We start from the raw sequence: 21357 nt of genomic DNA on the forward strand, positions 1-21357 counted from the left end.
GCTTCGTTGTCGCGGTCGCGGCTTGCGCCGCTCCTACTGGGGCTGCGGCCAAGGACAGAAGGATTCGCGGCGCGGATGGAACGCTGTGGGCCGCGTTTCCCAGCGGCATATTCTTGCTATTAAATAGCGCGCTATGTAAATTGCACGACATGAACAAGCCACCCGCCACCGCCAAGCCGCCGCACGCCAGCTTGTTGCTCGACGACCAATTGTGTTTCGCCCTGTACTCGACCGGGCTGGCGCTCAACAAGGTCTACCGCAAGCTGCTGAGCAAGCTCGGTCTGACCTATCCGCAGTATCTGGCGATGATGGTGCTGTGGGAGCGCGACGGGATCACGGTGTCTGAGATCGGCGAGCGTTTGTTCCTGGACTCGGCCACGCTGACGCCGCTGCTCAAACGGCTGGAAGTCGCGGGCCTGTTGACCCGAACCCGCGCGGCCAGCGACGAGCGTCAAGTCATCATCGAGCTCAGCAAGAGCGGGCGCGCGCTCAAAGCCAAGGCCCAGAGCGTTCCGACCGGCGTGTCCTGCGCGGTGGAAGGCTGCAGCCTGGAACAGTTGACCTTGCTGAAGACGCAGTTGGAGACGCTGCGCACCCGCCTGATGCGCGATGCCTAGCCTTCCGGGATTTTGAAACCACGCTGCACGCGCCGACACGCTCGTGTCGCAGGGTGGAAACGGCGCACGACAATAGTTAATCCGTTAACGGCGCAACCGATCGCGAATTCGCTTCTGATTCCCTGTGACCCGCATCTCGTAACTCGTTACCCGTTGCCACCCTCTTTCCCCAGCTTCCGCCTCACTTACCACTCAACCGGAGCACCACCATGTCCATCGAAAAAGTCCTCTATACCGCTCACGCCCACGTCACCGGCGGTCGCGACGGCCGCGCCGTGTCTTCCGACAACGTGCTCGACGCCAAGCTGACCACCCCGCGCGAACTCGGCGGCGCCGGCGGCGACGGCACCAACCCCGAACAGTTGTTCGCCGCCGGTTACTCCGCCTGCTTCATGGGCGCGCTGAAGTTCGTCGCCGGTCGCGAGAAGATCGCGTTCCCGGCCGATGCGGCGATCGACGGCAGCGTCGGCATCGGCCCGATTCCGACCGGTTTCGGCATCGAAGTCGAACTGAAGATCTCGCTGCCGGGCCTGCCGCGCGAGCAGGCGCAGGAGTTGGTCGACAAGGCCCACGTGGTCTGCCCGTACTCCAACGCGACCCGCGGCAACATCGACGTGACCTTGACCCTGGTCTGAACTTGAAACGCGCGCGCCGTCGCGATACGACGGCGACGCAGGCGATAGTTCTTCGCGGCCCAGATGCGCAAGCGTCCGGGCCGCGTCGTTTATGCGAGCGCATCGACCGACGCCGCGGCCGCGATGCTGGCCACGCTGGCGACAAACCTGTGTCGCAGCGCCGAAGCAGGCACCCGTCGAATCGTCGATATGACGACCGGTGAGTTTGCGTGAGCTAGGTACATCACTCTGAATGCGCTCAGCAAAGAGTGAGAAAGCGTGAGTTTTGCGAGTGATTTCTGTTAATAGACTGCTAAGCGAACGCACAGACTCGCATCGGGGTTTCGTTTTCTCCTAAACACGAGCCGGATCGCTCTCTAACGCTGTCGAAATGATTTCGTCGCTGTCGGACGACTGGGCCACGCGCCCGGTCACCTCGTCGGCACGGACGCGACGCGGTGTGATGCCGTAATGCCGAAGGTTCTCGTCCTTCGACCGTCCCGCCCGTGCCCGAATTGGCTAACGGAGGATCGGTCATGCCTGCACGCAGCCAACGTCGTCTTCGCTTTCACCCGCTCAGCCTCGGCGTCGCGCAGGCGATACCTTTCCCGTCGCCAAGGCCAAGGCGCGCGGCGCACGTCCCATGTCCAAGACCAAGCGTGCCGCCTCGCGCGGCACCGGTAGCAAGGCGAAACCGCGCTGCGACTCGCCGCGACTCGCCGCCGCCACACCGCGAACCGCCCCTCCGTCGGGCGCGGTGACCCCGTCGGCGCCTTGGTGCGACGAGGCTTCGGCCCGGGCTCAGTAAGCCGGGTCGGTAGTGCATCAGTGCGGCGATTGGGTGGCGCTACTGGCTCCGGTACGCTGGACCGGAGTCAGTAGTCGCTTTGAGACTTGAACGGGGAGCTGTCCAGGCCGTCGCGGATCGCTAACAGGGGAATCCACATCGCCGCGCATGCGGCGATGTTTTTTTGGGGCGATGTTTTTTGAAGTCTTTTGTGGGAGGGGCTTCAGCCCCGACGCCTTTCGTTCCGATCGCAGTGCGATTCGGCGAGTCGCGAACGCACAGGCTCTGGTCGAAAAGCGTCGAGGCTGAAGCCCTCCCACAAAAGACTTCGAGGCTTTGTCGCCGAAGCCTCGGCCTCTTACAGAGCCTCGCGCCGCCCGCACAAATGCCCCTTTCGCAACAGCGCACGGCCGCATTTAACGCAACAGCGACACCAGTCTGGGAAAACGCGCGATTACCAGCCGGTCCAACGCGAACACCAGCAGCAACGATGCGCCCAGCAACGGAAACAACACGCCGCAGCCGAGCGCGATCAGCGCGATCGTGCGCAGCCGCGTCGGCGCCGGCGTGGCGGGTGCGCCCAGGCGGCCGCGCGGGCGCCGGCGCCACCACATCCACGTGCCGCTGCAAGTCAGCACCACGATGCCGATGCACGGCAACAGCATCACGATCTGGTTGGCGCGGCCGAAGTAATTGCCCATGTGCAGTTGCACGCCCAGTTCCACCGCCTGCGCGGCCCAGCCGTAATCGGCGAAGCCGGTGTCGCCGGCGATGCGGCCGCTGTAGCGGTCCACGTGCACGGTGCGCTGGCCCTGCGGCCGGTTCGGATAGACCACCGCGGTGTAGACGCCGTCTTCGCCGCGCGGCAGCGACAGGCGATAGTCGCCGCGCAGGCCGTGGGCGGCGAAAGCGCGCGCGGCGGCATCGATGCCGATGTCGAATCGCTGCGCGGCGTGCGCATTGCCATGGGCGTGGTGGGCATGCGCGGAGGCCGGCATCGGCGCATCGCGCAAGGTCCACGGCGTTTCGCCGATCGCCTGGGACAAGGTCGTCGCCGGTTTGGCCGGCGACGGTGCGTGATGGCGATGTTCAGACGGATAGCCGATGCCCAACTGTTGCGTTCCCGCGCGCAGCAGATCGCCCCACACGTTGGCCCAGGGCAGTCCGGTGAGGATCAGGAACACGATCAACGCCGCCGTCCACACGCCGACGCTCGAATGCAGGCTGCGCCAGAACGGCCGGCCGCGCTCGCGCCATTGCGGCGACAGCGCCCGGCGCCAGCCGCGTTCGCGCGGCCACCACAGGTACGTGCCGGTGGCGATCAGCAGCAACGCCCAGCACGCCGCCAGTTCGACGATGGCATCGCCGAAGCGGCCCAGCATCAGTGAGCCGTGCATGGTGTCGGCGAATCCGACCAGGGTGCGGGTATACACGAAGGCGCCGTGCACGCGCGCGCTGCCTGGATCGACGAACACGCGCAGCGGCTCGCCGCGTTCGGGCGTCACGAACACTTGCGCGGTGCGGCGCGGATCCGACGGCAGATCGATCCGGGTGACCTCGCCCGGGTAGGCCGCCCGCGCGGCGGCGATCAGCCGCGACAGCGGCAGGTCGGCCTGGCGTTGCGGCGCGAACCGCAGCGGTGCGTGCACCGCGTCTTCGATCTCGTCGTTGAACAGATAGATCGAACCGGTGATCGCCAGGATCAACAGTAGCGGCGCCACGAACAGGCCGGCGTAGAAATGCCAGCGCCACACCGTGCGGTACAGATGGCGGTCGTGGCGCGGCGGGTTCATCACAAGCTCCGCGAGTAGGTCAGTTCGACGCTGCGCGGCGCGCCCAGGTAAACCTGGGTGGCGCTGTAGCCCGACCAGTCGGCGTAGAACTCGTTGGCGAGGTTGCGCACGCGCAGCGTGTAGCGTCCGCTGGCGCCGTTCCAGTCCACCGCCGCGTCGGCGACGGTGTGGCCGCGCACCCGGTAGGTATTGGCGTTGTCGGTATAAAAATCGCCGACGTGGCGCAGGCCCAGGTTGAAGCCCAGCGGCAGCCGGTCGAGCCGGTACCAAGCATCGAGGCTGGCGGTGCGTTCGGGCACGTTGGACGGACGGTTGCCGCCGCGGTCGGCGCCGCCGGCTTCGCGCAGACGATCGAAGCGCGCCGACAAGCGCGCGAGGCTGGCGTCGATGCGCAGGCGCGCGCTGACCTGCGCGCTCAGCGACAGCTCGACGCCGCGCGAGGACTGGCGGCCGTTCTGCACGCTGATCTGCGGCTGCAGCGGGTCGCGGGTGAGGATGTCGTCCTGGCGCAGCCGGTACACCGCCGCGTTAAAACGCAGGCGCTGGTCCAGCAACGCGCTGCGCAGGCCCAGTTCGATCGAGTCGCCGTGGCTGAGGTCGAAGGCGTTGTTGCGCTGGTTGATGGTCAGAAACGAGCTGACCGGCAGCACCGCGCTGCTGTACTGCGCGTACAGCTGGCTGTCCGGACGCAGTTCGAACACGCTGCCCAGGCGCCAGGAGGTGGGCGAGAACTCGCGGCCGAAACGGCTGCGCAAGCCGCTGTCCAGATCCAGATTGCGCCGTTGCAGATCGATGCGTTCGTGGCGCAGGCCGCTCACCAGCAGCCAGCGCGGGGTGAGATTGAGCGCGTCTTCGACGAACACCGCCGCGACCTTGACCCGGGTGCTGAAATCGTTGCGGCCGTCGCTGAAGTTGGCCGGCGTGTCGGTGGGGAATCGGCCGCGTTCGCGCGCCAGCGCATCCACCGGCGCGGCGTGGCCGAAGCGGCGCAGGTTGAAGAAGTCGGTATCGCTGTATTCCAGCCCGGCCGAGAAGCGGTGGCGGCGGCCGGCCAGCAGGCCGTCGTGGGCGAGGGTGAAACGCTGGTTCCAGACCCGCTGATCGTGATGGATGCGCGCGGCGCTGCGTTCGAACAGGCCGGTCGCCGGGCGATAGCTGAAATCCTCGCTGTTGTCCCAGCGCCGGCGCGCGTCGTAGACGCTGGCCTCGTTGCTCAGGCGCCAGCGCTCGCCAAGCTGGTAATCCAGGCGCGTGCGCAGCCACCACGAGCGCGAATCCATGCGTCCGTCGCCGACGTTGTAGTTGCGCGCGCGCGCGGCCTTGTCGATCACCCAGCCGCTGGGGCCGCCGACCAAGTCGCTGGGTTCGGCGGCCACCGCGGCCGGTACCAGTGGGGTGCCGAAGTAGGCGGTGTCGAAATCGTCGCGCTGGTAGTCCAGTGCGACCTGCGCGCTGAGCGCATCGCCGGGCCGCCACAGCAGCGAGCCGCCCAAGGCCTGCGCGTTCGATGCGGTGCCGTCGACGTAGCCGTCGGAACGGTTGCCGCTGAGCACGCCGCGCACCGCCACGGTCGGGCTCAACGGCAGATTGCCGTCGAGTCCGAATCGCGCGCTGGCGTGACTGCCGTAACCGAGCAGCAGTTCGCCGCCGCGCTGGTCCAGGTCGGCGGCCTTGGGCACGAAGTTGATCGCGCCGGCCAGCACGCCTTCGCCGTACAGCACCGACGCCGGGCCCTTGAGCGCTTCCACGCGTTCGAACTGAAAGCTGTCCCAGTTGCGCGAGGAGAAGCCCGAACTGGTCAGTCGCACGCCGTCGCGCAGATACGAGACCGCGCCGCTGGCGAAGCCGCGCATCGAGGCGACGCCGGGCTGGCCGGGCAGGTTGCCGGCCATCACGCCGGGCATCGCGCGCAGGACCTCCACGCTGTCGCGCAGGCCGCGCGCCTGGATGTCGCCGGCATCGAGCACGTCCACGGTCGCGGGAATCTCGCCCGCCGACAGTCCCAGGCGGCTGGCGGTGACGGCCGCGGCGGCTTGCGCCTGCCCGCGCTGGCCGTGCACGCGCACCGCGTCGAGGTCGACCGCATCGGCGGCGGCCGCCCGGGCGATGGGCGCCGCGCCGGCCAGCAGCGCGGCGGCCAAGGCCGAGGGAATCAAAAGACGGGTGGTGCGATCGGGCATGCGAAGTACAACGCGGTAAGGGGACAAAGCGGGCGCGCGCCGGGGCCGCAAGGCGCGGCCGCGGACGATGGCGGGTAAAACCGCGGACTGCGTCCGCTGCGAACGGCGGATACGAACGCTTGCGAAGGCGCGGAAGCGCAAAATGCTAGGCCGGCCCGCGCGCGGGCGTGTGCGGCAAGTTGCCGCAGTGGCGCGGCCGCGCATCGGCGGCGCTGTTGCGATGCGGCTTGGCGAATCGGCGGCCACCGCCTAGCCTGCAGGCCTTGCCGCAGCCGCGTCCGCATCTGCCTCAGGAGAACCGCATGCCGACCATCGAAGGACCGTTCGAGGTCAAACTCAGTCCGCAGCCGGTGCACGACGCGGCCGAGGGCAAGTTCGGCCGGATGTCGATCGACAAACGCTTCCACGGCGAACTGCAGGCCGCCAGCACCGGTGAGATGCTCGCGGCGATGACGCCGGTCAAGGGTTCGGCCGGTTATGTCGCCCTGGAGAAGGTCGAAGGCACGCTGGGCGGTCGCAGCGGAAGTTTTCTGATGGCGCATCGCGGGCTGATGGATCGCGGCGCGCCCGATCTGATCGTGACCGTGGTGCCCGACTCGGGCACCGGCGAGCTGACCGGCCTGAGCGGCCGGATGAACATCGATATCCGCGAAGGCGGCGCGCATTTCTACCGGTTCGACTACCGACTGCCCGAGGGCTGAGCCGCCGAACCTGGCGCGACCCGGCGCGGCGCGTGGCCATCCGGCTCATCCGGCAAAGACGCTGTCATCGGTCTCAAGCACCATTTACGGGACAATCCGTCGCGACACTGCCGCCGCCGTCGCCGACGATCCGTGCGAACTTGTGCGCCGATCCGTAGTCGTGCCGCCAGTGCGATCTTGCATCGCCTGGCCGCCGTCGCGGTGCCTGGCGCGGTTTGTCCCGTGTCGCATCCCAATCGCCCGGTGCGCCTCGCGCCGCCGCGCCTAGTGCCGCTGAAAACGCCCATGCGCCCCAACGTTCTGTTCCTGTCCGTCCTGCTTGCCGGCGCCGCGCTGCAGGCCGGCGACGCCTTCGCCCAAGGCCGCGAGGCCTGCACCAACGGCAGCACCCGCCTGCCGCCGACGGTCAACCTGCGCCTGGACAACGACCTGTTCGGCGGCCAGGACCAGGGCTACAGCAACGGCATCCAGCTGACCCTGGTTTCGCCGAATCTGGCCGACTACACCGACGATCCCTGCATTCCGCGCCTCGCGCGCTGGGTCAACCGTCATCTGGACGCGCTGCAGCCGGCAGAAGGCTTCGAGCAGCGCAACATGATCGCGACCTTTTCCCAGGGCATCTTCACTCCCACCGATTTCAGCCGCCGCGACCTGATCAAGGACGACCGTCCCTATGCGGCCGCGCTGCTGATGGGCCTGGGCTACAACGCGCGCAACGGCGATTTCCTGCAGACCACCCAGTTGCAGTTCGGCATCGTCGGCCCGTCGGCGCTGGGCAAGCAGGTGCAGAACGCGGTGCACAAGGCGCTGGGCGACGAAACCTTCAAGGGCTGGGACAACCAGCTGCACGACGAACCGGTGTTCCGCATCGTCCACGAGCGCATGCACCGTTACTCGGCCGGCGACGCGCACAACGGCACCTGGGGCTGGGATGCGATCAGCCACTACGGCGGCAGCTTCGGCAATCTGGCCACTTACGCCAACGCCGGCGCCGAACTGCGTTTCGGCCTGCGCCTGCCAGACGATTTCGGCAGCACGCCGTTGCGTCCGGCCGGCGAGAACACCGCGCCGACCCAGCACTACAACACCGGCAACCGTCCGTTCGCGGCGCACGTGTTCCTGACCTCGGACGTGCGCTGGGTGCTGCGCGACATCACCTTGGACGGCAACACCTTCCGCAACAGCCACAGCGTGGACAAGCGCGCGTTCGTGGGCGAAGTCGGGTACGGCGTGGCGCTGATGCACGGGCGCTGGAAATTCGCGCTGGCGCGTTACCACGGCACCCGCGAGTTCGAAGGGCAAAAGCAGACGCCGGTGTTCGGAAGCTTCACCGTGAGCCGGGCGTTCTGAGGCCAGCGGCGCGCAGCGCGAAGTCCTCCGCGGACGCGCCCCGACTGGGGCTGCGAGGTTTCGTGGATAGGGTTTGGGCTCTGACGCCTTTGTAGGCCCCAACCGGCGCGAAGTATGAAGTCTTTTGTGGGAGGGGCTTCAGCCCCGACGCTTCTGTGGGGCGGGGACTTCGATGCTGCGCGGCTGCGTTGCGCCGTGCCGGGCATCGGGCCGGCGACGGGTCGCGACCGGGACGTTTGGCGGATTCGCTATGGCGATAACCTGGAATACTGACGCCATGAGCGAAACCGCCGTACGTCCGACGTCTGCTGCCCGTGCGCCGGCGCGGCGCTGGTGGAGCGGGCTGTTCTGGAAATGCCTGCTGTCGATGTTGATCGCTTGCTGGGTCAGTACCGGCCTGTTGTCGGTGCTGGGTCTGTACCTCACCCGGATCGAGGTGCGCGACAACATGGCTCCACCGGTATTGGAGCGCGCGATGCGGCGCGAACTGCAGCAACTGGGGCCGCTGCCCGAACTGTCCACGCTGTCGCGCGGCCAGTGCGAGGCGATGCTGCAGGCGCTGGCCGTGCGCGTGGTCGGCATGGACACGCGACGCTGGATGAGCTCATACAGCTTCGCCGGCGGCACCCGCGACGGCCGTATCGCGATCCGCTATCGCGACCGCGACGGTCATCTCTGCCAATACCCCAACCGGCCCAGCGCGCCGCTGGCGCAGGCATTGGAAGAAGCCCAGCATGAAGCCGCGACCACCCACAACGCCGCGCCCCGGCATAACGAACGCGAAGGCGACTGGATCAGCGTGGTGGCGCTGCCGTTGGCCGATGCGCCCGGCGCGAGCCTGACGATGGGCCAGCATTCCGGCGGAACGATAGCGACCTTCATGCGCGCGGACTCGGGCGACCTGGAAGGCCTGGTGATCTATCTGATGGTGATCAGCGCGATGTCGGCGGTGGCGGTGGCGACCTTGTTGACGCGCCGCATCGGCCACGCCGAACACGTCGCCGACGCCTGGGCCGCGGGCGAGCTGGACGCGCGCATCCACGATCCCGGACGCGACGAGTTCGGCCGCCTGTCGCAGCGCTTCGATCGCATGGCCGATGCCTTGAGCGAAGTGATCCAGGTGCGCCAGGCGCTGGCGGTCGCGGAAGAGCGCAACCGCATGGCGCGCGATCTGCACGACACCGCCAAGCAGCGCAGTTTCGCGTTGGGCTTGCAGCTCAGCGTGCTCGATCACCTCAACGAACGCGACGGCGGCGACGGCCGCGATCCGCGCCAGCGCGCGCTGATCAAGGCCGCGCTGGGCCTGACCGGACAGTTGCAGCGCGATCTGGCCGACGTGATCCAGCGCTTCTCGGCGCCGACCGTGGCCGAGCAGGGGTTGCGCAAGGCTTTGGAGGACACGTTCTCGCATCTGCTCGGCGGCAGCGAGATCGAATGGCGGCTGTTGCTCGACGGCGTCGCCGAGCGCGGCCTGAGCGGATTCCCGCAGCACGCCGGCCAATTGCTGCTGATCGCCACCGAAGCGGCCGCCAACAGCCTGCGTCACAGCGGCGCGCGCCGGATCGAAGTGGTGCTCAACAACTCCGGCAACCGCTACGGCTGGACCATCCAGGACGACGGCTGCGGTTTCACCATCAGCGAACACGAAGCCACCGGCATGGGTCTGGCCAACATGCGCCTGCGCGCGCGCACCTTGCCCGGCGGCGGTTTCCGCATCGCCAGTTCTCCCAGCGGCACGGTGGTGACGGTGTCGTTCACTCTCGAACCCGCGCAGGAGGTACCCGCATGAAGACCTCAGTGTTGTTGGTCGACGATCACGAAGTAGTGCGCAAGGGCATCCGCAGCCTGCTCAGCCTGACCGACGATTTCGAAGTGGTCGGCGAAGCCGCCGGCGGCGCCGAGGCGATCGAATTGGCGCGCGATCTGGCGCCGGATCTGATCGTGATCGATCTGATGATGCCCGACGTGGACGGCGTGCAGGCCATCCGCGCGATCAAGGGCCTGAGCCCGCGCAGCGCGATCGCGGTGCTGACCTCGACCGATCAGGACGATCTGGCCTTCGCCGCGATCGAAGCCGGCGCGCAGTCGCTGCTGTTCAAAAGCATGCTCGGCGACGAACTGCTGGCGACGCTGCGGCGCATCGCCGGCGGCGAGGCGGTGATCCATCCCTTCGTCGCCCAGCGCATCCTCAAGGCGGTGCGGCGCAAGCGCGAGCCGCGCGAGGATCCCTTCGCCTGTCTGACCGAGCGCGAGCTGGACGTGCTGCGCAAGCTCGCCGAAGGCGGCAGCAACGCGCGCATCGCCGCCGCGCTCAACATCGGCGAGAAGACGGTCAAGTCGCACCTGGGCAACGTGCTGGCCAAGCTGCATCTGGCCGACCGCACCGAGGCGGTCGCATTCGCGTGGAGGCGCGGATTGATGTCGGGCGAAAGCGACGCAGATTGAGCCTGCGCGCGCGGCCGGCGCGTTTCGTCCTGGGCCGCGTATCCGGCGCCTGCATGCTTGGGTTTGCATCGAAGGCGTCGTGCCGTGCACGGACCGCATCGCGGCGAGCGCGAGCGCGCGCAGCCGCGATTTCCTTGTCCATGGTGCGCCGAGGAATGAGCGCACGGCTTGCGCGCGCGTCTTCAGCCGCGCCCATGGGCGCGGTCGAAGGTAGGGAGGCAGGGCCTCCAGCACGTTTCATGAGGGTTGCTCGCTGCATCTCCAAGATCCCCTTCCCGAGAGGGGGTAGCCCGAAGCCGCGACGGTCCCCGCCGTCGCGGCTTCTTTTTTGGGCGTAGGGGTAAGAGCAAATCCCCTAGCCCCATTTTTCAAAGGGGGGAACTGAGCGCCGAGATCGGATGGATCTTCGCCAGGCCAATCGTTCGAGGATCGAGCGACGCCACTACATACCGCCACGACCTGTTCCCCCCTTTTAAAAAGGGGGGCTAGGGGGGGATTTGCTCTCGCTCTCGCTCTTGCCTTCGCCCCTGCTCCACAAACCCCACCCCACAGCGTTGCACCCGCGCCGCTGACCGCCGCGCCCGGCTTGAGCGATGATGTGCGTCCAGCGCGCGCCGATCGCGCGCGCTCTCGAGGAGAACGCGCATGTTCGAGTTGTCGTCGTTGTTGGCGTTCGCCGGCCTGGCTTTGGTGATGGTGCTGACTCCGGGACCGAACATGGTTTACCTGGTGTCGCGCTCGATCTGCCAAGGCCGCAAGGCCGGGTTGATTTCGTTGGCCGGCGTGGGCGTGGGCTTCTTCTTCTATCTGTTCGCCGCCGCCTTCGGCATCACCGCGCTGCTGTTCGCGGTGCCTTACGCCTACGACGCGCTGCGCATCGGCGGCGCGGCGTACCTGCTGTGGATGGCCTGGCAGGCGGTCAAGCCCGGCGGCCGCTCGCCGTTCCAGGTGCGCGAGCTGGCGCCCGACAGTCCACGGCGCTTGTTCGTGATGGGTTTGCTGACCAGTCTGCTCAATCCCAAAGTGGCGATGTTCTATCTGGCCCTGCTGCCGCAGTTCATCGATCCGCACAAGAGCGTGATGCTGCAGTCGCTGGCGCTGGGCAGTCTGCAGATCTGCATCAGCGTGGGAGTCAACGCCTTGATCGTCGCCGGCGCCGGCGGCATCGCGAATTTTCTCGCCGAGCGGCCGCGTTGGGTCGCCGCGCAGCGTTGGGTGATGGGCGGCGTGTTGTCGGCGCTGGCGTTGCGGATGGCGGCCGACGCGCGCCGTTGAGTCGCGCTCAGGGCGCGCGTCCGGCGGCCTGGTCGCGCGCGCGCTGGATGATCGCGCGCACTTGCGCGCGGTCGCGGTGACGCGAGATCGCCACCGCGCCCAGTTCGATCGCCCGCTCGCGCATCCGCGCGGTGACGTCGTAATGGCAGCCGCTGAGCTTGTCCTGGAACGAGACCCGCGGCTTGCCCAGCTTGTGCGCGAAGGCGTGCAGCTCATCGAGCGTGTCGGCCATCAGATGGGCCCAGCGCTCGCCGCGCCAGGGCCAGACGGCGTCGTCGACGTAGACGGTCATGGCGTTCTCCACGAAAACGGGCGGCGCGGCATACGCGTTGGAGCGGATTCCGGGGCAGGGGGCGGCCGCGATGCGGGCAAGGCACGGCGGATGTGCCGAGAATATCGGACAATCGGCCCATCGCGAGCGAACCCCCGCCGCTTGCCGGAGTCGTCATGCAGCTGTCGGCCATCCATCACGTCGCGATCATCTGTTCCGATTACCCGCGTTCCAAGCGCTTCTACACCCAGGTGCTGGGCCTGCGCGTGCTCGCCGAGGTCTACCGCGAGGCGCGCGGCTCCTACAAGCTGGATCTGGCCCTGCCCGACGGCAGCCAACTGGAACTGTTCTCGTTTCCCGAACCGCCGCCGCGGCCCTCGTATCCGGAAGCCTGCGGTCTGCGCCATCTGGCCTTCGCGGTCGAGGACATCGATGCCTGCGTGAGCGAGCTGCAAGGCCACGGCATCGCGGTCGAACCGGTGCGCGCGGACGAGTACACCGGCCGTCGCTACACCTTCTTCGCCGATCCCGACGATCTGCCGATCGAGTTCTACGAGCGCGGTTGACGCGCCCGCCGCTCAGGCCTTGATCACCGAAAACCCCTGCGCGCGCCAGGCCTCGAAGCCGCCGGCCAGCGGCCGTACCCGTTTGAAGCCGCGACGGTGCAGCTCGCGCGCGAGGGTGGCGGCGGACGCCTCGTTGGGGCAATCGCAATAGACGATGACCTCGTCGCGGCGTTCCGGCGGAATCCCGCTGAGATTGTCGTCGCTCAGCGAGGCGACGAAGATCGCGCCGGGAATCCAGCCCGAATGGTCGCGCTGTTCGTTCGAGCGCACGTCCAGGATGGTCGGGCCGCCGCCGTTTTCCAGCAACTGGCCCAGTTCGACGACCGAGATCCGCGCCATCCGCAACTCGCGCAGGAACAACTGCCGCTTGAGCAGCTTGTAGCCAACCAAGCCCGCGATCAACACGCCAATCAAGACCAGGCCGTACCGCCCCAACGTTTCCAACCCATCGAGTAAATCGTTCACCGCCCGATGAAACACCGCTCCCAAGGCCACCGCCACGCCCGCCCACAACAACGCGCCCAAGCCGTCGTACAGCGCGAAACGGCGCGGCGAGGTCCCGGTTTCGCCGGCCAGGGTGGTCGCGACCGCGGCGAAGCCCGGCACGAACTTGGCCACCACCAGCGACGGCGCGCCCCAACGCGCGTAAATGCCGCGGGTCATCAGCACGCAAGAATCGGGCGACAGCGAGACCTTGCACATCAGCCGCAGCAAGGCCGCGCCGATCCGGCGCCCACCCAGATACCACAGGCTGTCGGCCAACAAGGCGGCGAGCGCGGCGACCAGCAGAATCGGCAACACCGCGAGCCACAGCTCGGGCTGGTGGTCCACCGCGATCGCGGTGGTGACGATGATCGGCGGATACGCCGGTACCGGCAGGCCGCCCTGATCGAGGAACACGCTGACGAAGACCACGAGCAGGCCGTAGGTCTGAATCAGATGCAGCAGCGTGTCCATCGAAGCAATCCGTCGTGCGGCCGGTGCGGCCCATGCGCAGTCTCCGCGCGCCGGCGTCGCGCCGCAATCGCATGCCGGACACGCACTGTTGCGGCGATCGCGTTCGCGGGCCGCGGCTTATCCGGCGCGCGCCGGGGCGCCGTCGAGCGCGCGCAGTGGCGCGCCGCGCCAGGCCATCCAGGTCAGCGCGCCCAGCAGCAAGGCCGCACCGGTCAGCAGCGGCCGCGCGCCGACGTATTCGACCGTGGCGCCGGCCCCGATCATCGCCAGCGGCAGACTCGCCAGACTCAACGCCGCGACCGCACCGAGCGCATGGCTGCGCAAGGCCTGCGGCGCGCGCCGCATCAATTCGGCGTTCTCGATCGGCGCCAACGGCCCGGCGCCGAAGCCGGCCAGGGCGCCGGCGAGAATCCGCCACGACGGCGGCGCCAGCGCCAGGATCGCCACCGCCAGGCTCAGCAACGCGCAGCCGCCGAGGAACACCGCGCGCCGGCTCAGCCGATGGCCGTACAGCGCATAGCCCAGCGCGGCCAGCGCCGAAGCGCCGCCGGCTGCGGACAAAAACAGGCCCAGATCGATCGCCGCGCCGCCTTGGGCGCGGTACAGCGCCGGCATCACCACCGCCTCGATCGCGCCGAACGCCGCCACGAACGCGGTCGCCAATACCACCAGCGCGCGCAGCAGGCGCTGACTCAGCACGAAGCGCAGTCCGGCCATCGCACCGCGCCAGCCGCTGTGATCCAGGTGCAGGCGCCGCCGCCGCGCGCCCGGCAGCGAAACCGCGTCCAGGCACGCCGCGGCCAGCGAGCAGGCCGCGGTGAGGTACAAGGTGGGCGCCATGCCGAAGGCGGCGATCGCCACACCGGCCAGCGCCGGGCCGGTCAATGCGGCCAGACTCATCAGCATTTCGTCGAACGAGGTCGCCCGTTCCAGCCGCATTCGCGCCAGCCGCGCCAGTTCGGGCCGACGCGAATCGGCGGCGACCCGGGTCGGCCCGTCGAGCACGGCGCCGGCGGCGATCAGCAGCAACAGCAGCGGCAAGTTCAGCGCGTCCAAGCGATGCAACAGCGGCACCGCGGCGACGGTAGCGGCGCTGAGCAGGTCGCCGCATACCGCGACCCGGCGCGGCCCGAACCGCTCGACGATGGTGCCGCCGAACAGTACTCCGAGAATCAGCGGCACGATGCCCGCGGCCGCCACCAGGCCGGCCTGGGCCGGGCTGTTGGTGAGTTCGAGCACGAACCACGGCAACGCGACCATCGCCACCGCATTGCCGAGGGCGCTGAAAAAACCCGCAGCCAGGCTGCCGAGCAGGGGCCCGCGTCGCGGGCCGGGCGCGAGTGCGACCACGGCCTCAGCGCACGCCGGCCGGGCGCAGCCAGCGCTCGACCAACCGATGCAGGCTCGCGCGTTCGCGCTCGAGTTCGAAACCCGGATCGACCGCGGCGCGGAACAGCGCGCCTTCCAGCAACGCCAGCAGCCAGACCGCGCTGGACTCGATGTCCAACGTCGCATCGATCTGGCGCCCGTTCGCCGCATCGCGCAGCAGCGCGCCCAGGTCGGCCTTGATCTGGGCGTCGTCGCGCTCGAACAGCCGCGCCATGCGCGGATTGCGGGTGGCCTCGGCGGCGATTTCCAGCGTCAGCGCGCCGTAGGCGGGGGCCGTGGCCAGATCGAGGGCGAGATCGAGCAATTCCAGCAGCGCGGTGTAGTGATCCTCGCGCTCGCGCAACGCGGCATAGGCCCGGGCGGCCTCGTGCCGGTCCTGCTCGATCACCTCTTCGATGATCGCGTCCTTGCTGTCGAAGTAATGGAACAAGTGGCCCGGGCTCATGCCCACGCGTCGGCAGATTTCGGCGGTGCGGGTGGCGTGGAAGCCTTTCTCGGCGAAGCAGGCCAGGGCGGCTTCGACGATCTGCTGGCGGCGCTGGCGATGGCGGGCGGGGTCGACGGTGCGCATGACTACTCATTAATAGATCGACTGATCTATTAATAGCCCGGGGCCGCGGCGGCGTGATCCGCCATAAGTCGTAACCGACCTGCGACCTGCCGACACCGCGCGGCTGCCGCCGCGTACGCCTGGGCGTCACAACCGGGCCCGCACAATCGGCCGGCGGATGCCCAATGCATCCCTGGAGTTGTCGATGCGCCTGGAAGGCAGTCAGGAAACCCTGCTGATCACCCTGTACGCCAAGGCCGTGGACAATCGCGCCGCGCCCTCGATCCTGCACGACGCACTGGCCGACGACCTGGTGCGCCGCATCGACTACGACTTCGAGCGCTTCGGCCTGAGCGGGTACGACATCCGCGGTCTGGCACTGCGCTCGCGCGTCATCGACAACTGGACCCGCGCGGCGCTGCAAGCGCGCGCCGATACGCTGGTGCTGCATTTGGCCTGCGGGCTGGATTCGCGGATCTATCGGGTCGACCCGCCGTTGGACGTGGATTGGATCGACATCGACTTCCCCGCGGTGATCCAACTGCGCCGCGATCTGCTGCCGCAGCGCCTGGGCCGTTACCGCACCCTGGCGACCAATGTGATGGAGCCCGACTGGATCGCCAAGCTCGACAACGAACGGCCGGTGCTGGTGATCGCTGAAGGCCTGTTCCCGTATCTGGACGAACAGCACGTGCGCGAACTGATGCGGCGATTGATCGATCACTTCCCGCAAGGCGGGCAATTGCTGTGCGATGTCTACGGCCGCCTGGCCCTGCGCATGCTGCGCAATGCGCGGATGATCCGCGCCACCCGCGCGCGGATCGGCGAGTGGGGACGCAACGGCGCGGCCGAACTGGAGAACTGGCACCCGCGCCTGCAATTCGTCGACGAACCGCGTTACGCGGATCTGCCGGAAGTGCGGGCGCTGCCGTGGTCGCAGCGCTTGTTGTTCCGGATCTACGATCGCTCGCGTTGGCTGCGCGATCTGGGCGGCGTGGTGCGCTATCGGTTTTGAGCCGCTTGGCCTGCCGCGCCCATACGACCACCCCTGTAGGAGCGGCGCGAGCCGCGACCGCGCCATCTCAGTGACGACGAACCCTGCGCAATGCTCGCGGTTTCGCGGTCGCAGCTTGCGCAGCTCCTACAGCGGGTTGTCCGGCCCTCACCAGCCGCGCCCTTGCAACCGCCCCGGTAGGAGCGGCGCGAGCCGCGACCGCGCCATTTCGGCGACGACGAACCCTGCGCAATGTTCGCGGTTTCGCGGTCGCAGCTCGCGCAGCTCCTACAGCGGGTTGTCCGGCCCGCATCGGCGTTCGCCTGCCACCGCTGAGCCGATCGAATCGCCGACCGCTTAGCCCGCCAATGCCGGGTCGGGTTTGCGGAACGCGATGCCGAGCCGGTTCCAGGCATTGATCGCGATCGCGGCGTAGCTCAACGACACCAGGTCTTGGTCGTTGAAGTGTTCGCGCGCCAGCGCGTAGATCTCATCGGATACCGGCGCCCGATCGACCAGGGTGATCGCTTCGGCCCAAGCCAACGCCGCGCGTTCGCGCGCGCTGAACGGACCTTCCGGCCACACCCGCAGCAGGTGCAGACGGCGGTGGGTCTCGCCGCGTTCCACCGCTTCTTCGGTATGCACGCGGATGCAGTAAGCACAGCCGTTGATCTGCGAGACGCGTACGTTGACCAGATCGATCAGCGAGCGCTCCAGACCGCTTTTCTCCACATACCCGCTCAGGCCGGCGAGGGCGCGCGAACCTTGCGGGTTGATCTTGTTGTAATCCAGACGGGCGGACATCGGGGGCTTCCTCAGATGAAGCGTCGTGCGACGCGATGAGGTCAGGTTAGGATGTTCATCGCTGAAATACATTCCGCTACCAACGCAAGCTGAGTTTGCATAGATGAACAACGCAGCGATCCCGCCCGGCCTGGCCTGGGACGACTACCGCTTCATCCTCGCGGTCGGGCGCGCCGGTTCGCTCAACGGCGCGGCCAAGCGCTTGGCGGTGAGCCATCCCACCGTATTCCGTCGCATCAACGCGATCGAGCGCGCGCTCGGCGCGCGGCTGTTCGAACGCGCGCGCGAGGGCTACACGCCGACCCCGACCGGCGAGGAAGTGATCGCGGTGGCGGCCGAGATCGAAACCCGGATCGGCGCAACCGAGCGCCGCCTCGCCGGCCTGGACGCGCGGCCGACCGGCAAGGTCCGCCTGACCACGGTCGAGCCCTTGCTGCAGGGCCTGCTGGTGCCGCTGCTGGCGCGGTTTCGCCAGGCCCATCCGGGGATCGTGCTGGAGGTGGTGACCGACAACGCGCTGCACGACCTGGGTCGCCGCGAAGCCGACCTCGCCCTGCGTCCGGGCAGCAAGCCGCCGCCGGATACCCTGATCGGGCGCAAGCTGGCGCGACTGGCCGCCGCGGTCTACCGGCCGCGTTCGCTGCGCTTGCCGCGCGGCGCCGGCCCGGACGATCTGGCCCAGATGGACTGGCTGATCCCCGACGGCAGCCTGGGCGACATCGCCATGGCGCATTGGTTGCGCCGAAAACAGTACGACCGGCGCGCCGTGCTCAGCGCCAACAGTCTGCTGGCGCTGCGCGACGCGGCGGTGCAGGGCATGGGCCTGGTGATGCTGCCGTGCTACCTGGGCGACGCCGAGCGGCACCTGGTGCGGGTCGGCGATCCACCGCCCTCGGCGGCTTCGGACCTGTGGCTGCTGAGCCATCCGGACCTGCGCCGGACCGAGCGCATCCGGGTATTCGCCGACGCCCTGTGCAAGGGGTTCGCCGCCTTGCAGCCGCGTCTGGACGGGGCCTTCGGGCCGGCCCGGCCGGCGTAGGTGCCCGGCAAAGCACTGAAAACAGCTTCGAGGGGGCTAGCGAGCGCGGGATATTGCAACCGTGAAGCAGGTCCACATGAACAAATGACATGACAAGTCCACAGTTACTTTTGAAACCTGTGACGCTTGGCACATCAGATTAGGAAAAATCCTACACGCTTACGGGCACTCCGGCGACGGTTTCCTGTTCACGCAACAAGCATCTTTTAATCGCTCCGACGGCACTACCGAGTCACAGGTCCGCATAGACGGACCTCCCCGACCGGGCCGGCTGAACTTTTACAAGGATGACCCATGTTTCGCGTCGAACTGAAGCAGCGTGATGGCAGCGACGACAGCGCGCTGGCTGTGGCGATTGCAGAGATCGCGCAGGAGTACCGCAGCGCCGAGGCGGCGCTGAAGTCTGTGCTGCCGCAGGCCCGCAAATACGCCGCGCATGCCCCCAAGGGGCTGTGGCTGCTTATCTACGATGCCGATTCGCAGCCCGTGTTTGGCACGCTGGTTCCCTAGGGCCAGCGTGCGGTTTGCGTCGCCCGGCTGACAGGAGTCTGGCCGGGCGGCGCGGGCCAACCGCAGAGGTGAACGCAAGCGCTACCGCCGAAGCGATACAGCCCGGCGCTTTTGCGCGTCCAACCGAAACGACGAAATACCACCGAGCCTACCGAAGCGATAGGCCCCGCCGCTGTCGCGCATCCGTCACTCGGAGTGTCCTGGCTTCGGCTGTGGCGCTTGCGTTCGTCGTTTCGGTTGGTCGCGGCTCGCGCCGCTCCTACAGCGAGCGGTCGCAGGGCGTGGCCGTTCAGTGATGCAGCGTGCTTGCCTAAGTGGCGAATCAATCCATCCCCACGCGAATCCGTTACCCCGAAAGCCCCTGTAGGAGCGGCGCAAGCCGCGACCAACCGAAGCAACGAAATACCACCGAGCCCACCGAAGCGATAAACCCCACCGCTGTCGCGCATCCATCACTCGGAGTGTCCTGGCTTCGGTTGCAGCGCTTGCGTTCGTCGCTTCGGTTGGTCGCGGCTCGCGCCGCTCCTACAGCGAGCGGTCGCGGGGCGTGGCCGTTCAGTGATGCAGCGTGCTTGCCTAAGTGGCGAATCAATCCATCCCCAAGCGAATCCGTTACCCCGAAAATCCCTGTAGGAGCGGCGCAAGCCGCGACCAACCGAAGCAACGAAATACCACCGAGCCCACCGAAGCGATAAACCCCACCGCTGTCGCGCATCCATCCGAAGCGATAGGCCCCACCGCTGTCGCGCATCCATCACTCGGAGTGCCCTGGCTTCGGTTGCAGCGCTTGCGTTCGTCGCTTCGGTTGGTCGCGGCTCGCGCCGCTCCTACAGGGAGCGATCGCAGGGCGTCGCCATCGTTATGTGGCGTATCTGTCCGCCAGCGGGTCGATCCATCCGCGCGCAACGGCTTCGTCGAGGTCGGCCGGGGTGTCCAGGTCCAGTTCGAGATCGGGTGCGTCCAGACGCCACACGGTGCCGACGGGCTGTCGCACCAGGGCCGCGCCGAAGCCGCGATCACCGCGCAGCGCGGTCGCCTCGCGCCATAACTCCGGGGCGATCAGGGCCGGGACGCCCAAGGCCTGCCGATGGACGGCGGCCGCACAGCCCGCCGCCGCCGCCGCCGCGCCGCTGACCAGGGCGCACAGATGATGGGCTTCCAAGGCCGGTTGATCGCAGCCCAGCACCAGGATCGGACCGGTGAACGGCGGGTCGACGTCGAGCGCATCGGCCGCGGCGCGCAGGCTGCTGGATAAGCCCTGTTCCCAGTGCGGATTGAACACGCTTTGAACCGCCAGCCCGGTCAGTTCGTTCTGCAGGCGTTCGCGGTTCGCGCCGAGCACGACCACGGTGCGCGCCGCGCCGCTGGCCAGCGCCAGCCGCGCGGCGCGGCGCAGCAGGGTTTCGCCCTCGCGGGTCAGCAGTTGCTTGGGCCGGCCCAGACGCCGGCTGGCGCCGGCGGCGAGCACCACCGCGGCGTGAGTGGCGGCCATGGCTCAGTGCCGGCCGCGCAGGTGTTGTTGCAACTCCGCGGCTACGCTCAGCGCGATCGCTTCCGGCCCTTCGCCGCTGAGCGGCAGGCCGATCGGCGAATGCAGGCGCGGTTGCAACGAGGCGTGCGCCGCCGCGGGCAGCACTCGGAACAGATCCTCGCGCCGACGCACCGGCCCGAGCAGGCCGACGAAGCCGATGTCCTGGCCGGCGGCGCTTTCGGCCAGGTGTTCCAATGCTTCGCGATCGAGTTCGAAATGGTGGTGCATCACCAGCGCCGCATCGTGCGGGCGCGCGGTCGCCAGCGCCTGCGCCGGGCTGCGCGCGTGCGCGTGATCGGCCAGCGCGCCCAGCCCGGCCCAACGCGGGCGTCGTTCGACCAGGGTGGTCATCCAGCCCAGATTGCGCAGCAGCGGCAGCAGGGTCGGGGTTTCCGGGCCGCCGCCGAACACCAGCACCGACGGCGGCGCGGCGATCTCCAGTTTCCATTCGCCGTCCGGCCACGGCGAGGGATTGACCGGCAAGGTCCAGCGCATGCGTTCCTCGCCGACCGCGGCCGAAACCGCACCGCCGCTGCGCACGTCCAGGCGCAGATCGCCGTGGCCGCGCAGCCACTCGTCGACCAGCGCCGGCCAGTCGCGCAGCGCCGCCAGCGGCAGCAGGGCCAGCCGCAACCGGCCGCGGCAGCCGACCGCGGAACCGGCGAACAGGTCCTCATCGCTGCGGGTGTCGATGTCCATCCACTCGATGCCCTGCGACTGCGCCGCTTCGGCCGCGCGCAGCTCGATGTCCGGCTCGATGCAACCGCCGCTGAGCCAGCCGACCTGGCCCACGCGCGCGCCGAACAGCGCCAGCGCTCCGGGCCGCACATAGGTCGATCCTTCGGTGTCGAGCACCACCGCCAGGGTCGCCGGATCGCCGCGCTCGGCGGCGGCGGCGCTGGCTTCGATCACCGCGCGCACGCCGCCGGGGGCGGTGCGCGGCGGCGGGGACGGTTCCGGCGAATCGGCCATGGGGACGTCCGT

The 21357-nt window shown here is 68.4% G+C and carries 21 protein-coding genes; 12 read left to right on the forward strand and 9 right to left on the reverse strand.

Annotation, left to right across the window (positions count from 1 at the left end; translation table 11 throughout):
- Window positions 1–149: 149 nt before the first annotated feature.
- The 3 genes from ACTOWJ_RS12225 (at window position 150) to ACTOWJ_RS12235 (ending at window position 1465) form a co-directional block, all read left to right on the forward strand.
- Complete coding sequence (locus ACTOWJ_RS12225) at window positions 150–617, forward strand: MarR family winged helix-turn-helix transcriptional regulator (protein ID WP_441334898.1); 468 nt, start codon at window positions 150–152, stop codon at window positions 615–617.
- A 209-nt stretch (window positions 618–826) separates the two neighbouring features.
- Window positions 827–1252: an organic hydroperoxide resistance protein gene (locus ACTOWJ_RS12230; protein ID WP_441334899.1), complete on the forward strand. Its 426-nt coding sequence runs from the start codon at window positions 827–829 to the stop codon at window positions 1250–1252.
- Between the two features lie 63 nt (window positions 1253–1315).
- Window positions 1316–1465 (forward strand): hypothetical protein, encoded by a 150-nt coding sequence (locus tag ACTOWJ_RS12235; RefSeq protein WP_441334900.1) that lies wholly within the window; start codon window positions 1316–1318, stop codon window positions 1463–1465.
- A gap of 969 nt (window positions 1466–2434) precedes the next feature.
- Here the strand turns inward: ACTOWJ_RS12235 and ACTOWJ_RS12240 are convergent.
- On the reverse strand, window positions 2435–3811 hold the full coding sequence (locus ACTOWJ_RS12240; RefSeq protein ID WP_441334901.1) for a PepSY-associated TM helix domain-containing protein: 1377 nt from the start codon (window positions 3809–3811) through the stop codon (window positions 2435–2437).
- Window positions 3811–5991 carry a TonB-dependent receptor gene (locus tag ACTOWJ_RS12245; protein ID WP_441334902.1) on the reverse strand — a complete coding sequence of 727 codons (2181 nt, stop codon included), beginning with the start codon at window positions 5989–5991 and terminating at the stop codon, window positions 3811–3813. Before ACTOWJ_RS12245 ends, ACTOWJ_RS12240 begins: the two co-directional genes overlap by 1 nt.
- 302 nt (window positions 5992–6293) lie before the next feature.
- Between ACTOWJ_RS12245 and ACTOWJ_RS12250 the strand changes: the two genes are divergently transcribed.
- From ACTOWJ_RS12250 to ACTOWJ_RS12270, 5 genes are all read left to right on the forward strand, one after another.
- Window positions 6294–6692: a DUF3224 domain-containing protein gene (locus tag ACTOWJ_RS12250; protein ID WP_441334903.1), complete on the forward strand. Its 399-nt coding sequence runs from the start codon at window positions 6294–6296 to the stop codon at window positions 6690–6692.
- 285 nt (window positions 6693–6977) lie between these two features.
- Window positions 6978–8042: a lipid A deacylase LpxR family protein gene (locus ACTOWJ_RS12255; RefSeq protein WP_441334904.1), complete on the forward strand. Its 1065-nt coding sequence runs from the start codon at window positions 6978–6980 to the stop codon at window positions 8040–8042.
- 277 nt (window positions 8043–8319) lie between these two features.
- Complete coding sequence (locus tag ACTOWJ_RS12260) at window positions 8320–9831, forward strand: HAMP domain-containing protein (protein WP_441334905.1); 1512 nt, start codon at window positions 8320–8322, stop codon at window positions 9829–9831.
- Window positions 9828–10487, forward strand: coding sequence for a response regulator (locus tag ACTOWJ_RS12265; RefSeq protein ID WP_441334906.1), 660 nt, complete (start codon window positions 9828–9830; stop codon window positions 10485–10487). Before ACTOWJ_RS12260 ends, ACTOWJ_RS12265 begins: the two co-directional genes overlap by 4 nt.
- A 645-nt stretch (window positions 10488–11132) precedes the next feature.
- Entirely contained in the window at window positions 11133–11762 is a 630-nt protein-coding gene (locus ACTOWJ_RS12270; RefSeq protein ID WP_441334907.1) for a LysE family translocator, read from the forward strand.
- A gap of 7 nt (window positions 11763–11769) precedes the next feature.
- Here ACTOWJ_RS12270 and ACTOWJ_RS12275 read toward each other — a convergent pair whose 3' ends face one another.
- The gene (locus ACTOWJ_RS12275; protein WP_441334908.1) at window positions 11770–12054 is read right to left on the reverse strand and encodes a DUF4031 domain-containing protein; all 285 of its coding nucleotides are present in this window, start codon (window positions 12052–12054) and stop codon (window positions 11770–11772) included.
- A 155-nt stretch (window positions 12055–12209) separates the two neighbouring features.
- On the opposite strand from ACTOWJ_RS12275, the gene gloA2 reads away from it, so the two are divergent.
- Window positions 12210–12599, forward strand: a complete 390-nt coding sequence (gene gloA2 / locus ACTOWJ_RS12280; protein ID WP_441334909.1) for an SMU1112c/YaeR family gloxylase I-like metalloprotein — start codon at window positions 12210–12212, stop codon at window positions 12597–12599.
- 12 nt (window positions 12600–12611) lie between these two features.
- Here the strand turns inward: gloA2 and ACTOWJ_RS12285 are convergent, their stop codons facing one another.
- The 3 genes from ACTOWJ_RS12285 to ACTOWJ_RS12295 form a co-directional block, all read right to left on the reverse strand.
- Window positions 12612–13556, reverse strand: a complete 945-nt coding sequence (locus tag ACTOWJ_RS12285; RefSeq protein ID WP_441334910.1) for a DedA family protein/thiosulfate sulfurtransferase GlpE — start codon at window positions 13554–13556, stop codon at window positions 12612–12614.
- Between the two features lie 117 nt (window positions 13557–13673).
- Window positions 13674–14906, reverse strand: a complete 1233-nt coding sequence (locus ACTOWJ_RS12290) for an MFS transporter (protein WP_441334911.1) — start codon at window positions 14904–14906, stop codon at window positions 13674–13676.
- Between the two features lie 4 nt (window positions 14907–14910).
- A complete protein-coding gene (locus ACTOWJ_RS12295) occupies window positions 14911–15516 on the reverse strand; it encodes a TetR/AcrR family transcriptional regulator (RefSeq protein WP_441334912.1) in 606 nt (201 codons plus the stop codon).
- Window positions 15517–15673: 157 nt separating this feature from the next.
- Here ACTOWJ_RS12295 and ACTOWJ_RS12300 point away from each other — a divergent pair, with 157 nt between their 5' ends.
- A complete protein-coding gene (locus tag ACTOWJ_RS12300; protein WP_441334913.1) occupies window positions 15674–16510 on the forward strand; it encodes a class I SAM-dependent methyltransferase in 837 nt (278 codons plus the stop codon).
- A gap of 336 nt (window positions 16511–16846) precedes the next feature.
- Here the strand turns inward: ACTOWJ_RS12300 and ACTOWJ_RS12305 are convergent, their stop codons facing one another.
- Entirely contained in the window at window positions 16847–17293 is a 447-nt protein-coding gene (locus ACTOWJ_RS12305; RefSeq protein WP_441334914.1) for a carboxymuconolactone decarboxylase family protein, read from the reverse strand.
- A 103-nt stretch (window positions 17294–17396) separates the two neighbouring features.
- On the opposite strand from ACTOWJ_RS12305, the gene ACTOWJ_RS12310 reads away from it, so the two are divergent.
- Window positions 17397–18332, forward strand: a complete 936-nt coding sequence (locus ACTOWJ_RS12310; RefSeq protein WP_441334915.1) for a LysR family transcriptional regulator — start codon at window positions 17397–17399, stop codon at window positions 18330–18332.
- 294 nt (window positions 18333–18626) lie between these two features.
- Entirely contained in the window at window positions 18627–18842 is a 216-nt protein-coding gene (locus ACTOWJ_RS12315) for a hypothetical protein (protein ID WP_441334916.1), read from the forward strand.
- 859 nt (window positions 18843–19701) lie between these two features.
- Here the strand turns inward: ACTOWJ_RS12315 and ACTOWJ_RS12320 are convergent.
- A complete protein-coding gene (locus tag ACTOWJ_RS12320) occupies window positions 19702–20334 on the reverse strand; it encodes a nucleotidyltransferase family protein (RefSeq protein ID WP_441334917.1) in 633 nt (210 codons plus the stop codon).
- A gap of 3 nt (window positions 20335–20337) precedes the next feature.
- Entirely contained in the window at window positions 20338–21345 is a 1008-nt protein-coding gene (locus tag ACTOWJ_RS12325) for an XdhC family protein (RefSeq protein WP_441334918.1), read from the reverse strand.
- Between the last annotated feature and the right edge of the window lie 12 nt (window positions 21346–21357).

This window comes from Lysobacter sp. CA199 (assembly GCF_052078715.1).
GTDB lineage: Bacteria > Pseudomonadota > Gammaproteobacteria > Xanthomonadales > Xanthomonadaceae > Lysobacter.

Coding starts and splice junctions, on each gene's coding strand:
- ACTOWJ_RS12225 (WP_441334898.1), top strand. CDS start 150: ATGAACAAGCCACCCGCCACCGCCAAGCCGCCGCACGCCAGCTTGTTG.
- ACTOWJ_RS12230 (WP_441334899.1), top strand. CDS start 827: ATGTCCATCGAAAAAGTCCTCTATACCGCTCACGCCCACGTCACCGGC.
- ACTOWJ_RS12235 (WP_441334900.1), top strand. CDS start 1,316: ATGCGCAAGCGTCCGGGCCGCGTCGTTTATGCGAGCGCATCGACCGAC.
- ACTOWJ_RS12240 (WP_441334901.1), bottom strand. CDS start 3,811: ATGAACCCGCCGCGCCACGACCGCCATCTGTACCGCACGGTGTGGCGC.
- ACTOWJ_RS12245 (WP_441334902.1), bottom strand. CDS start 5,991: ATGCCCGATCGCACCACCCGTCTTTTGATTCCCTCGGCCTTGGCCGCC.
- ACTOWJ_RS12250 (WP_441334903.1), top strand. CDS start 6,294: ATGCCGACCATCGAAGGACCGTTCGAGGTCAAACTCAGTCCGCAGCCG.
- ACTOWJ_RS12255 (WP_441334904.1), top strand. CDS start 6,978: ATGCGCCCCAACGTTCTGTTCCTGTCCGTCCTGCTTGCCGGCGCCGCG.
- ACTOWJ_RS12260 (WP_441334905.1), top strand. CDS start 8,320: ATGAGCGAAACCGCCGTACGTCCGACGTCTGCTGCCCGTGCGCCGGCG.
- ACTOWJ_RS12265 (WP_441334906.1), top strand. CDS start 9,828: ATGAAGACCTCAGTGTTGTTGGTCGACGATCACGAAGTAGTGCGCAAG.
- ACTOWJ_RS12270 (WP_441334907.1), top strand. CDS start 11,133: ATGTTCGAGTTGTCGTCGTTGTTGGCGTTCGCCGGCCTGGCTTTGGTG.
- ACTOWJ_RS12275 (WP_441334908.1), bottom strand. CDS start 12,054: ATGACCGTCTACGTCGACGACGCCGTCTGGCCCTGGCGCGGCGAGCGC.
- gloA2 (WP_441334909.1), top strand. CDS start 12,210: ATGCAGCTGTCGGCCATCCATCACGTCGCGATCATCTGTTCCGATTAC.
- ACTOWJ_RS12285 (WP_441334910.1), bottom strand. CDS start 13,556: ATGGACACGCTGCTGCATCTGATTCAGACCTACGGCCTGCTCGTGGTC.
- ACTOWJ_RS12295 (WP_441334912.1), bottom strand. CDS start 15,516: ATGCGCACCGTCGACCCCGCCCGCCATCGCCAGCGCCGCCAGCAGATC.
- ACTOWJ_RS12300 (WP_441334913.1), top strand. CDS start 15,674: ATGCCCAATGCATCCCTGGAGTTGTCGATGCGCCTGGAAGGCAGTCAG.
- ACTOWJ_RS12305 (WP_441334914.1), bottom strand. CDS start 17,293: ATGTCCGCCCGTCTGGATTACAACAAGATCAACCCGCAAGGTTCGCGC.
- ACTOWJ_RS12310 (WP_441334915.1), top strand. CDS start 17,397: ATGAACAACGCAGCGATCCCGCCCGGCCTGGCCTGGGACGACTACCGC.
- ACTOWJ_RS12315 (WP_441334916.1), top strand. CDS start 18,627: ATGTTTCGCGTCGAACTGAAGCAGCGTGATGGCAGCGACGACAGCGCG.
- ACTOWJ_RS12320 (WP_441334917.1), bottom strand. CDS start 20,334: ATGGCCGCCACTCACGCCGCGGTGGTGCTCGCCGCCGGCGCCAGCCGG.
- ACTOWJ_RS12325 (WP_441334918.1), bottom strand. CDS start 21,345: ATGGCCGATTCGCCGGAACCGTCCCCGCCGCCGCGCACCGCCCCCGGC.